At 69.5% G+C, this 14,041-nt stretch carries 15 protein-coding genes; all 15 read left to right on the top strand.

The window, feature by feature from the left end; translation table 11 throughout:
• Positions 1-51 precede the first annotated feature (51 nt).
• Positions 52-1,341 (top strand): glycosyltransferase family protein, encoded by a 1,290-nt coding sequence (locus ACO07I_RS15745; protein ID WP_422009212.1) that lies wholly within the window; start codon positions 52-54, stop codon positions 1,339-1,341.
• A 13-nt stretch (positions 1,342-1,354) separates the two neighbouring features.
• Positions 1,355-2,632: a glycosyltransferase gene (locus tag ACO07I_RS15740; protein WP_422009210.1), complete on the top strand. Its 1,278-nt coding sequence runs from the start codon at positions 1,355-1,357 to the stop codon at positions 2,630-2,632.
• 2 nt (positions 2,633-2,634) lie between these two features.
• On the top strand, positions 2,635-3,750 hold the full coding sequence (locus ACO07I_RS15735; protein WP_422009208.1) for a glycosyltransferase family 4 protein: 1,116 nt from the start codon (positions 2,635-2,637) through the stop codon (positions 3,748-3,750).
• On the top strand, positions 3,747-4,334 hold the full coding sequence (locus ACO07I_RS15730; RefSeq protein ID WP_422009206.1) for a histidine phosphatase family protein: 588 nt from the start codon (positions 3,747-3,749) through the stop codon (positions 4,332-4,334). Before ACO07I_RS15735 ends, ACO07I_RS15730 begins: the two co-directional genes overlap by 4 nt.
• Positions 4,331-5,479, top strand: coding sequence for a glycosyltransferase family protein (locus ACO07I_RS15725; RefSeq protein ID WP_422009204.1), 1,149 nt, complete (start codon positions 4,331-4,333; stop codon positions 5,477-5,479). Before ACO07I_RS15730 ends, ACO07I_RS15725 begins: the two co-directional genes overlap by 4 nt.
• Entirely contained in the window at positions 5,476-6,228 is a 753-nt protein-coding gene (locus ACO07I_RS15720) for a polysaccharide deacetylase family protein (RefSeq protein WP_422009203.1), read from the top strand. Before ACO07I_RS15725 ends, ACO07I_RS15720 begins: the two co-directional genes overlap by 4 nt.
• A 22-nt stretch (positions 6,229-6,250) precedes the next feature.
• Complete coding sequence (locus tag ACO07I_RS15715) at positions 6,251-6,757, top strand: hypothetical protein (protein ID WP_422009201.1); 507 nt, start codon at positions 6,251-6,253, stop codon at positions 6,755-6,757.
• Complete coding sequence (locus ACO07I_RS15710; protein ID WP_422009199.1) at positions 6,754-8,718, top strand: dipeptide ABC transporter ATP-binding protein; 1,965 nt, start codon at positions 6,754-6,756, stop codon at positions 8,716-8,718. The genes ACO07I_RS15715 and ACO07I_RS15710 overlap by 4 nt, the downstream gene beginning before the upstream one ends.
• 1 nt (position 8,719) lies before the next feature.
• Positions 8,720-9,718: an ABC transporter permease gene (locus tag ACO07I_RS15705; protein WP_422009197.1), complete on the top strand. Its 999-nt coding sequence runs from the start codon at positions 8,720-8,722 to the stop codon at positions 9,716-9,718.
• A 7-nt stretch (positions 9,719-9,725) separates the two neighbouring features.
• Complete coding sequence (locus ACO07I_RS15700) at positions 9,726-10,913, top strand: ABC transporter permease (protein ID WP_422009195.1); 1,188 nt, start codon at positions 9,726-9,728, stop codon at positions 10,911-10,913.
• 464 nt (positions 10,914-11,377) lie between these two features.
• On the top strand, positions 11,378-12,037 hold the full coding sequence (ccmA, locus tag ACO07I_RS15695; protein WP_422009193.1) for a heme ABC exporter ATP-binding protein CcmA: 660 nt from the start codon (positions 11,378-11,380) through the stop codon (positions 12,035-12,037).
• Between the two features lie 10 nt (positions 12,038-12,047).
• Positions 12,048-12,713 carry a heme exporter protein CcmB gene (gene ccmB, locus ACO07I_RS15690; RefSeq protein WP_422009191.1) on the top strand — a complete coding sequence of 222 codons (666 nt, stop codon included), beginning with the start codon at positions 12,048-12,050 and terminating at the stop codon, positions 12,711-12,713.
• A gap of 5 nt (positions 12,714-12,718) precedes the next feature.
• Positions 12,719-13,447, top strand: coding sequence for a heme ABC transporter permease CcmC (gene ccmC, locus ACO07I_RS15685; RefSeq protein ID WP_422009189.1), 729 nt, complete (start codon positions 12,719-12,721; stop codon positions 13,445-13,447).
• Positions 13,444-13,584: a heme exporter protein CcmD gene (ccmD, locus tag ACO07I_RS15680; RefSeq protein WP_422009187.1), complete on the top strand. Its 141-nt coding sequence runs from the start codon at positions 13,444-13,446 to the stop codon at positions 13,582-13,584. The genes ccmC and ccmD overlap by 4 nt, the downstream gene beginning before the upstream one ends.
• A complete protein-coding gene (gene ccmE, locus ACO07I_RS15675; protein ID WP_422009185.1) occupies positions 13,581-14,015 on the top strand; it encodes a cytochrome c maturation protein CcmE in 435 nt (144 codons plus the stop codon). Before ccmD ends, ccmE begins: the two co-directional genes overlap by 4 nt.
• Positions 14,016-14,041 lie beyond the last annotated feature (26 nt).

Genomic DNA, 14,041 nt, shown 5'->3' with positions numbered 1-14,041 from the left:
GTCGGCCCGTCGTTCACCGGTCGGGGCAGCCGCTTCGGCGAGGGAGAGCCAATGCCCAGCAACCGGTCCAAACGCGTACTGCTCTACAGCCACGACTCGTTCGGGCTCGGCCACGTGAGCCGCTGCCGTACGATTGCCAATGCCATCGTCGAGGCCGACCAGTCCGTGTCGGTGCTCATCCTGTCCGGCTCGCCGGTCGTCGGTTCGTACGAATTCCGCTCGGGCGTCGACTTCGTGCGCATTCCCGGGGTCGTGAAGATCGAGACCGGCGAATACGACTCGGCCAACCTGCGCATGAACGTCGAGCACACGCTCGAGATGCGCACCCGCATCATCCGCGACACCGCCGACATCTTCCGCCCCGACCTCTTCATCGTCGACAAGGAGCCGCTCGGCCTGCGCGGCGAGGTCGGTCCCGCCCTGCGGCTGCTCAAGGACCGCGGCACGCCGCTGGTCCTCGGCCTGCGCGACGTGATGGACGATCCCGCCCAGCTGGCCAAGGAGTGGGAGCGCAAGAACGTCGTGCCGGCGCTGCGCGATCTCTATGACGAGATCTGGGTTTATGGCCTGCCGCAGGTCAACAAGCCGCTGACCGGCATCGACGTGCCGCCGTCGGTGCGTCACAAGATGGTCTACACCGGCTATCTGCGGCGCGAGTTGCCGCTGCACAGCGACGTGCCGCACGAAATGGAGGAGATCGAGGGTCCCTTCATCCTGGTGACGCCGGGCGGTGGCGGCGACGGCGTCGAGCTGGTCGACTGGGTGCTCGCGGCCTACGAGGCCGACCCCAACATCCCCTACGGGGCGGTCATCGTGTTCGGGCCGTTCATGCCGGCCACGGCGCGCGAGGCCTTCAAGGAACGCGCCGCGAAGTTCCCGAACATCCAGACGCTCACCTTCACCAACAATCTCGGCGCCCTGATGCAGCGCGCCGCCGGCGTCGTCGCCATGGGCGGCTACAATACGTTCTGCGAGATCCTCTCGTTCGACAAGCGCGCGATCATCGTGCCGCGCACCCATCCGCGCCTCGAGCAGTTCATCCGCGCCCGCGCGGCCCGCAACATCGGCCTGATCGAGATGCTGGATCCCAATCGCGGCCGCGACCCGCAGACGATGGCCACCGCGCTGCGCCACCTGCCGCAGCAGGGCCTGCCGAGCGACGTCGTGGTGCCGGGCCTGCTCGACGGGTTGGGCAGCGTCTGGCGGCTCGTCTCCAAGCAGCTCTCCCATCCCCATCGCGGCCCGGCCTCGCTCGATGTCGCGGAAGCGACCAGTGCGCACCCCGGCGGCGAACTCGCCTCGGCGGACCCGGTCCCCTTGCCGGGGCGGCACCGCAGCTGATTTCCGCGCGCTGATGTCGATCGACAAGAGCGGACCCAAGGTGGCGGTCATCCTGAAGGGCTGGCCGCGCCTCTCCGAGACCTTCATCGCCCAGGAGATCGCCGGCCTCGAGGCGCGCGGCGTGGCGCTCGAACTGTGGTCGATGCGCCGTCCCACCGACAAGGCCCGCCATCCCGTCCATGACCGGGTCGCGGCGCGCGTCGTCTATCTTCCCGAATATCTCGAGGACGATCGGCGTCGCGTGTTCGCAGCCTGGCACAAGGCCCGCCACCTGCCCGGCTATGCCGCGGCGCGTGCCAAGTTCCTCGCCGACCTGCGGCGCGATCGCACCGCCAACCGCGTGCGGCGCTGGGGCCAGGCGCTCGTGTTGGCCGCCGAGCTTCCCGATACGATCGAGCGGCTCTATGCGCATTTCCTGCACACGCCGGCTTCCGTGACGCGCTACGCGGCCACGATGCGCGGCCTGCCCTGGAGCGTCTCGGCCCATGCCAAGGACATTTGGACCAGCGAGCCCTGGGATGTGCGCGAGAAGCTCGAGGACTGCGCCTGGCTGGTGACCTGCACCAGGGTCGGGCTGCAGCGCCTGGAAGAGCTGGCCCCGACGCCCGCCAAACTGCGGCTGGTCTATCACGGGCTGGACTTCGCCCATCTGCCGCCGCCCCCGCCGGCGCGGCCGCCGCGCGACGGCTCGGATCCGGCCGATCCCGTCGTGATTCTCTCGGTCGGCCGCAAGGTCGAGAAGAAGGGCTACGACGATCTCCTGAACGCCCTGGCAATGTTGCCGGCCGGCCTGCACTGGCGCTTCGAGCATGTCGGCGCCGGCGATCTCTCGGACGTGTTGAAGGCGCAGGCGGCGTCGCTCGGCCTGGCCGAGCGCTGCCTGTGGCGGGGCGCCCAGCCGCAGAAGGCCGTGTTCGAGGCGCTCGCCCGCGCCGATCTGTTCGTGCTGGCGAGCAAGAGGGCCGCGGACGGCGACCAGGACGGCCTGCCCAACGTGTTGATGGAAGCCGCCCATCAGGGCCTGCCGCTCGTGTCGACCCAGGCGGCGGCCATCGGCGAATTCGTCGAGGACGGCGAGACCGGCCTGCTGGTGCCGCCCGCCGCGCCGCGGGAGTTGAGCGTTGCGCTCGCGCGCATGGTCACCGATCCCGGGCTGCGGCAGGGGCTGGCGCAGCGTGCGGGCGAGGTCGTGCGCACGCGCTTCTCCTACGAAGCCGGGGTCGAATGGATCGCCTCGGCCCTGCAGGGCACGCCCGGCGAGGGCAGCGTCACCGCCCGCGCCGCCGATTAGCCGTGCGCGTGCTGCTGCACACGCCGCTGAAGGCACCCGACAGCCCCGTGCCGTCCGGCGATCGGGAGATGGCGCGGGGTCTGGTCCGTCTTCTCGAGCGTCTCGGCCATAGGGTGCTCATGCCCCCGTCGAGCCGTGTCGCGCCCGGCGTGCCGCCGTTCGAGGCGCATCTGTCGCTGGAGCGGCGCGCCCGTGCCCAGGCCGGGCGCCTGATCGCACGCTGGCGGGCCCTGCCGGCCCATCATCCGGAGCGGTTCGATCTCTGGTTCACCTATCACTGCTACTATCGCAAGCCGGATTGGCTGGGACCGATGGTGACGCGGGCGCTGGGCATCCCCTACGTGATCGCCGAAGCCTCGCACGCCCCGCTTCGCGCTCAGGGTCCGACCCGGGCCGGCCATCGCGCGGTCGAGCGGGCGCTGGCGGCCGCCGACCTCGTGCTGACCGTCAATCCGCGCGACGTCGCGGGGGTGAAGGCGCGTCTGCGGCCGGGCGCCCGCCAGGCCTGGCTTCCCCCTTTCATCGATGTCGCGCCCTTCCAGGGGCCGCCCCGCCGCGACCCCGGGCAACCGCCCCTGCTGCTCAGCGTCGGCATGATGCGCACGCGCGACAAGCTCGACTCCTATCGGGTGCTCGCTCGCGCTTTCGCCCTGCTGATGGACCGGCAATGGCGCGCCCTCCTGGTGGGCGACGGTCCGGCGCGGGCCGAGATCGAGGGGTTGATGGCGCCTTTTGGTTCGCGTGTGCGGTTCGCCGGCGCCCTGTCGCATGCGGAATTGCCGGCGCTCTACGCCTCGGCGGACCTTTACCTTTGGCCCGCGATCAACGAAGCCTATGGCATGGCCTTTCTCGAAGCCCAGGCAGCCGGCTTGCCCGTGGTCGCCGGTCGCACCGGCGGCGTCCCCGCGGTCGTGGCCGACGGCAGGACGGGTCTGCTGACGCCCATCGGCGATGCGGCGTCCTTCGCCGCCGCCGTGGCGCGATTGCTCGATGAGCCGGCGGAACGCGCGCGCCTCGGGGTCGCCGCCGCCCGGCGGGTGGCCGCGCATCACGACGAGCGCGCCGCCGCGCATGCCCTCGGAACGGCGCTGGCGACCCTGCCGGACGTGAAGAGATGAGGGCGGTGCCCTTCGCGCTGCTGCGTCACGCCCCGACGACATGGAATGCCGATGGCCGGCTGCAGGGCCTCACCGACACCCCTCTCAGTCCCGAAGGCGAGAGGGCGGCGCGGAGCTGGCGCCTGCCCGCGCCGGCCGACGCCTGGAAACGGGTCAGCAGTCCGCTGCAGCGGGCGCGCCGCACCGCCGAACTCCTCCGGCCTTCGATGCCTGTCGCCATCGATTCCCGGCTGCGCGAGATGAGCTTCGGCCTCTGGGAGGGGTTCACGGTGAAGGCGCTGCGCGCGAGCGGCGGCGAGGCCTTCGCGGCGGCGGAAGCGGCCGGCCTCGACTTCCATCCGCCGGGCGGAGAATCGCCGCGCATGACGATGGTCCGCCTGTCGCTCTGGAGCTCGACGTTGACCGAGCCCGTGGTCGCAGTGTCGCACAAGGCCGCGATCCGGGCCCTGCTGGCGCTGGCGACCGGCTGGAACATGCTGGGCCGGCCGCCGCACAAGCTCGATTGGAAATGTGCGCACTTCTTCGTTGCGCAGGACGGGGGACGCGTGGTGATCGAACGCCTGAACGTGCCGCTCGCCGGATGACGGCACGGGTCTTCTTCTATGTGCAGCATCTGCTGGGGATCGGCCATCTGCGGCGCGCCGCGACCCTCGCCCGGGCGCTGGCGGCGGGTGGCTTCGACGTGCTGCTGGTCTCGGGCGGCGCCCCGGTCGATGGGCTGGCGCTCGGCGGCGCGCGGCTTCACCAGCTGCCGCCGGTGCGCGCCGCGGACGCCCGGCTGAAGGAACTGGCACGGCTCGACGGCACGCCGCTCGACGAGGCGTTCCGCGCCAGCCGCACGCGGCAACTGCTCGATCTGTTCGAGGCCGAGCAGCCCGACATCCTGCTCACCGAGCAGTTTCCCTTCGGCCGCACGCAGCTTCGCTTCGAGCTGCTGCCGCTGCTGGAGGCGGCGCAGGACCGGCCGTCCGCGCCGTGGATCGTCTCGTCGATCCGCGACGTGCTGCGCCGCACCGCCTCGCCGGCGCGCGTCGACGAAATGGTGCAGACCTTCGAGGCCTTTGACGCCGTCCTGGTCCACGCCGATCCGGCGCTGGTGCGGCTCGACGACAGTTTCCCCGCCTGGCCCGACATCCAGGCGCGCGCGCTTTATACCGGCTACGTTTCCGACGCAGACTCCGATGCCGCTGCGGACATTGCCGTCGGGAAAGGCGAAGTGATCGTCTCGGCCGGCGGCGGGGCCGTCGGTGCGCCGCTCCTGCAGGCAGCCCTTGCCGCGCGTCCCCTGACGGCGCTGGCCGATCGCAGATGGCGGCTGCTCGTCGGACCGAACATGCCGGACGCCGAACGCGCGGCGCTCGCGGCGTCGGCCGGCCCGGATGTGATCGTCGAGCCAGTGCGCGCCGATTTCCCCGCCCTGCTGCGCAACGCTTCGCTGTCGATCTCGCAGGCCGGATACAACACCGTGGTCGAGACGCTCTGCCATGGCGATCGTGCCGTGCTGGTGCCGTTCGGCACGGCGCGCGAGACCGAGCAGGCCGACCGGGCCCGCGTTCTCGTCGAGCGCGGCATGGTGGCGGCCGTCGCACCCGGTGAACTGACGCCGGCGAGCCTTGCGGCCGCCATTGCGCGAGCCTGGGCGGGACCGTCGATCCGCAGCTTTCCGCCGGTCGATGGGCGTGGGGCAGCGGCCACGGTCGCGGCGCTCCGGCAGATGGTGTCGCCATGACCCGCTGGCAGGCGCTCGCCGACGAGGATGCGCGCTGGGGTGAGACGGGCCGCGTCGCCGAACTCTGGTGGCGCGACGACGATGCCAGCGACGTGACGCCTTCGCTCGATCGCCTGGTCGGGCTCGCGCGCGACACGGGCACGCCCCTCGCGCTCGCGGTGGTGCCGGCGCAGGCAACACCGGCCCTGGCCGACCGTCTTGCCGATGAACCGCTCGTCGACGTGCTGCAGCACGGTTATGCCCATGCCAATCACGCGCTTGCCCCGGAGAAGAACATCGAGCTGGGGACGCAGCGTCCCGCCATGATGACCCTCGGCGAGCTGGCAACCGGCTGGATGGCGCTCGAGCGTCTGTTCGGAGCGCGTGCGCTGCCCGTCATGGTGCCGCCCTGGAACCGTATCGCGCCGGTGCTGGTGCCCACGCTCCCCGAGATCGGCTATCGCGGGCTCTCGACCTTCGGTCCGCGGGCGCGCGTCCATCCGGTGCGCGGTCTGCTGCAGGTCAATACGCATGTCGATCTGATCGACTGGAAGGGCGGCCGCGTCTTCGCCGGCGAGGACGCCGCGCTCGCGGCGCTCGTGACCGCTCTCGAACGGGCGCGCTCGGGCGGCGGAGAGCCGGCCGGCATTCTCAGTCATCATCTTGCGATGGACGCCGGGGCGTGGGATTTCCTAAGCTCATTGTGGGAAAGAATGAAAACGCTGGAGAACATCCTCGTGCGTCCGGCGCGCGCGCTGTTCGGCCCGTGATGCCGGCTGGGGGAGGGCGCAGGTGAATTCCGTCGATCTGCGCTATCCGCAGCAGACGCTGGTGGCGGACTATCTGCGCGCCGGGACCGGCGTGGTGCTCTGTGGCGCGCCGCTGCTGCTGCTCGACGTCAACCCCTGGCTGGCCGCCCTCTTCCTGGCAGGGTTCGGACTCTTCACCCTCTTTCTGCTACGCACCGCCCTGCGCCACCAGACGCGCTATGTGCTGAGCCCGGACTCCCTGCGGGCCGAAGGGCCGACCGGGAGCGTGGTGGAATGGAACCGCCTGGACAGGATGAAGCTCAGCTACTTCTCGACCAAGCGAGACCGCTCGGACGGCTGGATGCAGCTCGGCGTCGGTTCGACAGGCGGCAGGCTGGTGAAGGTCGATTCCTCGCTGGAGGGCTTTCACGATATCGTCGCGCGCGCGGCGGAAGCTGCCGAAGCGACGGGAGTCGCGCTCGGCGATGCGACGCGCGCGAACTTGAGGTCGATGGGGATCGTGGTGGCGGGTCAGGAAGAGACGGTATGAAGGATCTGCTGCGAGTCGAGGACCTGACGGTCGAGTTCGGCGTCCACGAGGGCGTGCTGCGGGCCGTTGACAAGGTGTCCTTCTCCATCCCGCCCGGCGGCACGGTGGCGCTGGTGGGCGAGTCGGGCTCGGGCAAGTCGGTGTGCAGCCAGGCGATCATGGGGCTGCTGCCGCGCACGGCGAAGATCTCGACGGGCTCGATCCTGTTCCAGGACCCGCGCTTCAACCAGGGCGTCGTCGACATCGCGCGCATCGATCGCTCCGGCCCGGCCATGCGGCGCATCCGCGGCGGCCAGATCTCGATCATCTTCCAGGAGCCGATGACGTCGCTGTCGGCCCTCCACACGGTCGGCGACCAGATCGGCGAGGCCGTCGAACTGCACGGCGCGCAACCCGGCAGTCCGCTGGGCGGCGAAGCCGGGCGCAAGCTCAGCCGGGCCGAGATCGACGCGCTGACCGTCGACATGCTGCGCATGGTGGGCTTCCCCGACCCCAAGCGCGCGCTCCGGACCTACCCCTTCGAACTGTCCGGCGGCCTGCGCCAGCGCGCGATGATCGCCATGGCGCTGGTGTGCCGGCCGGCGCTGCTGATCGCCGACGAGCCGACGACCGCGCTCGACGTCACCATCCAGGCGCAGATCCTCCGTCTCATGAAGGACCTGCAGAAGGAACTTGGGATGGCGCTCCTGATGATCACCCACGATCTCGGGGTGGTCGCCAACGTCGCCGACGACGTCGTGGTGATGTATCGCGGCAAGGTCGTCGAATCGGGCGACCTGCACGACATCTTCCGCGATCCGCAGCATCCCTACCTCAAGGCCCTGCTGCAGGCGGTGCCGCGCTTCGACATGAAGCCCGGCGAACGGCTGCAGCCGATTCGCGAGATCAAGGGCACGACCGGCCATCTGCTGAAGGAGAAGCCGGTCTCCAAGCCGACGGAGACCTTCAATCCCGAGGCGCCGGTCCTCAAGGTGCGCCACGTCACCAAGACGTTCCAGATCCGCAAGGCCGACACGCTGATGGAACAGCTGATGGGCGGCGGCACCACCCGCACCATCCGCGCCGTCAACGACGTGAGCTTCGACGTCCTGCGCGGCGAGTGCCTGGGGCTGGTGGGCGAATCGGGCTGCGGCAAGACCACGCTCAGCAAGATGCTGATGCGCGGCATCTCCGCCGATGCCGGACAGGGCGGCCGCGTGATCTTCGACGACTGGGGCCGCAAGATCGACGTGATGAGCCTCGAGGGCACGGAGCTCAACCGCTTCCGCACCAAGCTGCAGTTCATCTTCCAGGATCCGTTCGGCTCGCTCAATCCGCGCATGACGGTCTACGACATCCTGGTCGAGCCGCTGGTCATCCACGGCATCGGCGACGATGCCTATCGCCGCGAGATGGTGTCTGAGCTGATGGAGATGGTCGGCCTCGACCGCCGGCACCTGAGCCGCTACCCGCACTCCTTCTCCGGCGGCCAGCGCCAGCGCATCGGGATCGCGCGCGCGCTCGCGCTGCGGCCCGACATGGTGATCTGCGACGAGCCGGTCTCGGCGCTCGACGTGTCGATCCAGGCCCAGATCCTGAATCTGCTGAAGGACCTGCAGAAGCAGCTCGGCCTCACCTATCTTTTCATCAGCCACAATCTGGCGGTGGTCGACTACATCGCCGACCGCATCGCCGTGATGTGCGCCGGCCGCCTCGTCGAACTCGCGCCGGCGGGCGAGCTGTTCAAGAATCCCATGCATCCCTACACCAAGGCCCTTCTGTCGGCGGTGCCGATGCCCGATCCAGACGCCCGCCTCGATCTCGGCGCGCTGATGGAGGGCAAGGCGTCCGATCCGTCGGTCTGGCCCGAGCCGTTCCGCGACGACGGCAAGACGCCTCTCTTCTGGACCGAGGCCGAGCCGGGTCATTTCGTGCGCGTGGCGCGGGCCGACGGGCGCCTGCCCGGGCGAGAGGTGGTCTGACATGCTGTACTTCATTGTCCGCCGCGTGCTGCTGATGATCCCGACGCTGTTCGTGATCAGCGCGCTCGTCTATTTCATCATCGACCTGCCGCCCGGCGACTGCGTCACCTCGCAGATCGAGGAGCTGCTGGCGCGCGGCGATCCCGACGCCCACCAGCGCGCCGAGGAGCTGCGCCATCTCTACGGCCTCAATCTCCCGCTCTGGCAGCGCTACCTGGAATGGGTGGCCGGCATCTTCCGCTGGGACTTCGGGCTGTCGTGCCAGGACACGGTGCCGGTTTCCGACCTGATCAGCGAACGGATGATGCTCACCATCATCATGGAGACCTGCACGATCATCTTCATCTGGGTCGTGTCGTTCGTCATCGGCGTCTATGCGGCGACCCATCAGTACAGATGGGGCGACTACGTGGCGTCGTTCATCGGCTTCATCGGCCTCTCGATCCCGAACTTCCTGCTGGCACTGGTGCTGCTCTATGTCGGCAAGGTCTATTTCGGCCTGTCGATCGGCGGTCTCATGGACCCGGAATACATCGACAAGCCGCTGAGCTGGGGCAAGGTCGTGTCGGTGATGCAGCACCTGATCATTCCGGTCATCGTGATCGGCATGTCGGGCACGGCCGGCATGATCCGCCGCCTGCGCGCCAATCTTCTGGACGAGCTGCAGAAGCAGTATGTCGTCACCGGCCGGGCCAAGGGCCTGCCGCCGATGAGGCTGCTGGTGAAGTATCCCCTGCGCCACGCCATCAATCCGTTCGTCGCCGACATCGGCGGCTTGCTGCCCGACGTCATCTCGGGGTCGGTCATCGTCTCGGTGGTGCTGTCCCTGCCGACCACGGGCCCGATGCTGCTGAGCGCGCTCAAGACCCAGGACGTCAACCTGGCCGCCACCTTCCTGCTGTTCGTGGCGGCGCTCACCGTCGTCGGCATGCTGATCTCGGACCTGGCGCTGGCCGCGCTCGATCCGCGCATCCGCTTCGGCGCGACGTCGGAAAAGTGAGGGTGCCATGACCGACACGACACCTGGCACGACACCCCATCCTCCGCGCCGCACGCCGCACTTCGTCTCGCAGGAGCCGTGGGACCCCTACGTCGCCGACAAGCTGACCGCCGAGCAGGAACGCTACTACATGGCGGGCCAGTGGAAGCTGATGTGGTGGCGCTTCCGCCGCCACAAGCCGGCGGTGGTGTCGATGGTCTTCCTGCTGCTGATGTACTTCTCGACGCTCATCAGCGAATGGATCGCGCCCTACGACCTGCACACCCGGCATTCGCGCTACATCTTCGCGGCACCGCAAGGCGTCCATCTCTTCCACGAGGGCTCCTTCCTCGGGCCGTTCGTCTACGGCCTCAAGATGGAGCGTGATCCGGCGACCCTGCAGCGCATCTACTCGGCCGACACGACCAAGCCGCAGCCCCTGCGCTTCTTCTGCTTCGGCGAGAGCTACGAGTTCTGGGGCCTGATCGAGGGCCGCTTCCATTTCGTCTGCCCCCCGGAGGACGGGACCTTCTTCCTGCTCGGGACCGACCGATTGGGACGGGACATGTTCAGTCGCATCGTCTATGCGGCCCGGATCTCGCTCACCATCGGCATCATCGGCATCGCACTGTCCTTCGCGCTCGCCCTGATCCTGGGCGGCCTGGCGGGCTACTACGGCGGCTGGATCGACAGCGTCGTCCAGCGGCTGACCGAGATCATCAAGAGCTTCCCGCACCTGCCGCTGTGGCTTGCCCTGTCCGCGGCGCTCCCCGTCACCTGGTCGCCGCTGCTGGTCTATTTCGGCATCACCATCATCCTGGCGCTGCTCGACTGGCCGGGCCTGGGACGCGCCGTGCGCTCCAAGCTGCTGTCGTTGCGCGAGGAGGATTACGCGGCAGCCGCCCAGATGATGGGCGCCAAGCCCGCCCGCATCATCGGCCGCCACCTGCTGCCCGGCTTCATGAGCCACCTGATCGCCTCGGCCACCTTGTCGATCCCCTCGATGATCCTGGCCGAGACGGCGCTTTCGTTCCTCGGCCTCGGCCTGCGGCCGCCCATCACCTCGTGGGGCGTGCTGCTGAACGAGGCGACGGACATCAACGTCGTGGCGGTGAACTGGTGGCTGATGCTGCCGGTGGTGCCGGTGATTCTCGTGATCCTCGCCTATCAGTTCATGGGCGATGGTATGAGGGACGCGGCGGATCCCTACGCCTAAGCGCGCAGCGCTTAGGCGTGGCGGGCGTCAGGGGCTTAGCGCCGTTTACGGCGCTGGCCGGCGGCAGGGCCTTCTGAGGCCCGGGAGCCGGCGCGGTGCAGAACGGGTGGCGGTGTTGCTGTACGCCTAACCCTCTGAAAGCCTTATCTATTCTGCACGGTGCGAGCTCCCGGGCCTTCGGCGCTGCGCGCCTGCAGGCCCTGACGCTCGCCTGGGTCGCCCACCACGCGCTCCGCGCATGGTGGGCGACCCAAATACCCCGATTTTGCCCTATTTGGGTCTAGCGAAGGCCACCCGGCCTTTCCATCTTCCTCCTTGTATCTCCCCCGAACGTGGTCCCCCCAAAGCCACGTTCTAGCCTCCTCGGAGGCGCTCAGGCCGCCATCTCACCTCCCCCGAGATGGCGGCCTTTTTCTTTGCCCGCGGGCGGCAGGCCCCCCGCCCGCATGGTAGGAGGGCGCCCCATGGTGCCTCCGCTTCCCGAAGTGCCCCCGGTTTTCGAGGTGAAAGACCTGTCCTGCCGCCGCGGCGGCCGGCCGGTGTTCGACCGCCTGTCCTTCGGGCTGGGCGCGGGCGAACTGCTGGCGCTGACCGGCCGCAACGGCAGCGGCAAGACCACGCTGCTGCGCGCCCTGGCCGGACTGACGCCGCCCGAGGCCGGAACGATCGCCTGGCAGGGCGTCGACGTCGCCGAGGATCCCGAAACCTGGCGCGGCCGGCTGGCCTGGCTCGGCCATCTCGAGGGGCTGAAGGGCGACCTCACCGTGATCGAGAACCTGCTGGTCGCCGAGCGGCTGCGCGGCGGCGAGGCCGGCGACCGGCTGGACGGCGCCTTGCTGGCCTTCGACCTCACCGGCCTGGCCGTCCGCGAGGTGCGCACCCTCTCGGCGGGCCAGCGTCGCCGCACGGCGCTGGCCCGGGTCGTGCTGTCCCAGGCGCCGCTCTGGCTGCTCGACGAGCCGTTGAACGCGCTCGACGCGCCGGCGCAGGCGGCCTTCCGGACGGCGCTGCAGACCCATCTCGCGGCCGGCGGGCTGGCCATCGCCGCGACCCATGCCGAACTGGGCATCGAGGGCGCGCAGCGGCTCGACCTGCGCGGCGGCGGCCTCAGGCAAGAAGCATGAGGGACGAGCCATGAGCGGCTTCACGACGCTGCTCGCGCGCGACCTGCGCCTGGTGCTGCGGCGGCCGGGCGATGTCGGCGTTGTGCTGGCCTTCTTCGTCGTGGCCACGGTGCTGTTCCCGCTGGGCATCGGCCCCGAGACCAACGTGCTGGCGCGCATCGCCGCCGGCGTCCTGTGGTGCGCCGCGCTGTTCGCGGCTCTCCTGTCGCTGGAGCGGCTGTTCGCCGCCGATTACGAGGACGGCACGCTCGACCTGCTGCTGCTGGCGCCGTGGCCGCTCGAGCTGGCGGCGCTGGCCAAATGCCTCGCTCACTGGATCGTGACCGGCCTGCCGCTCAGCCTGCTGGCGCCCTTCCTCGGCGTGGCCTTCGGCCTCGACGGCGAGAGCCTGCTGGCGCTGGGCGCGACCCTGCTGGTCGGCACCCCCACTTTATCGTTGATCGGCGGGCTCGCGGCGGCCCTCACCTTGGGCGCGCGCAAGTCGGGCGCGCTGCTGGCGCTGCTCGCGCTGCCGCTCTGCGTGCCGACCCTGATCTTCGGCGCCGGCGCGATCGAGACGCTGGCGGCGGGTGACGGCATCGTGACACATGTCGCGATCCTCGCCGCTCTTGCATTGGTCGCCCTGGCCACGACGCCTTGGGCGATTGCCGCAGCCTTGCGGCAAGCCGGCGAATAGGGAGGATGGGGCCGATGGCCGACCTGCATTTTCTCGCCAATCCTGCACGTTTCCGCCGCTTCAGCCAGCGCGTGTTGCCGGGCCTCGGCTTCGCCACGGTGCTGATGCTGGCGGTCGGCGCCTACATGGCCTTCTTCGTGGCGCCGGAGGATTACCAGCAGGGCAAGACGGTGCGGATCATGTTCCTGCACGTGCCGTCGGCCTGGCTGTCGATGGGCGGCTACGCGCTGCTGGCGGCGCTCGGCGCCTCGCTGCTGGTATGGCGCCATCCGCTGGCGGCGCTGATGGCGCGGGCGGCCGCGCCCGTCGGCGCCAGCTTCGCGGCGGTGTGCCTGCTGACCGGTTCGCTGTGGGGCCGGTCGATGTGGGGCACCTACTGGGTGTGGGACGCGCGGCTCACCTCGATGCTGCTGCTGTTCTTCCTCTATCTCGGTCACATCGCGCTCAGCCGCGCCTACGATTCGCCCGAGCGCGGCGATCGCGCGGCGGCCATCCTGGCGCTGATCGGCGTCATCAACCTGCCGATCATCAAGTTCTCGGTCGACTGGTGGAACACCTTGCATCAGCCCGCCTCGATCACGCGGCTCGACGCGCCGGCGATCCACAATTCGATCCTGGTGCCGCTGCTCTGGATGGCGGTCTCGCTGCTGTTCCTGTTCGTCTGGCTGGTGCTGCTGCGCACCGAGACCGAGATCGACCGCCGTCGCCTCGAGAATGCCGAGGCCGTGGCATGAGCAACCACGCGGCCTACATCCTCGGCTCTTATCTCGTCGCCGCGGTGATCCTGGGCGGACTGGTGATCGCCTCGCTCGGCGCGCGCCGGCGGGTGCGGCGAGAACTGGCGGCGCGTGGGCTGGAGCGGCGGCGATGACGCCGAAGCGCCGCCGCCTGTGGTTGCTGCTGGGATCGCTGACCACGCTCGGCGTGGCGGCCGCGCTCGTGCTCACGGCACTCAACGACAATCTCGTCTTCTTCTATTCGCCGACCCAGGTCGCCGAGAAGAGCCTCGGCCCCGACCGCCGCTTCCGGCTGGGCGGCCTGGTCGAGGAGGGCAGCGTCCAGAAGGACGGCCAGACCGTGCGCTTCACCGTCACCGACACGCACAAGACGGTGAAGGTCACCTATCGCGGCATCCTGCCCGACCTGTTCCGCGAGGGTCAGGGCGTGATCGCCGAGGGCTCGATCGGGCCGGACGGCGTGTTCACCGCGCGCGAGATCCTGGCGAAGCATGATGAGAACTACATGCCTCCAGAAGTCGCGAAGGCTTTGAAGGAAAGCGGCCAGTGGAAAGACAAGAAATGACCCTCACGTGTCATCCTGAGCGAAGC

The organism is Reyranella sp. (genome assembly GCF_965227665.1).
Taxonomy (GTDB): Bacteria; Pseudomonadota; Alphaproteobacteria; order Reyranellales; family Reyranellaceae; genus Reyranella.
Note: the sequence above shows the minus strand (reverse complement) of the source record. Positions and strands in the feature narration are given on the sequence as shown.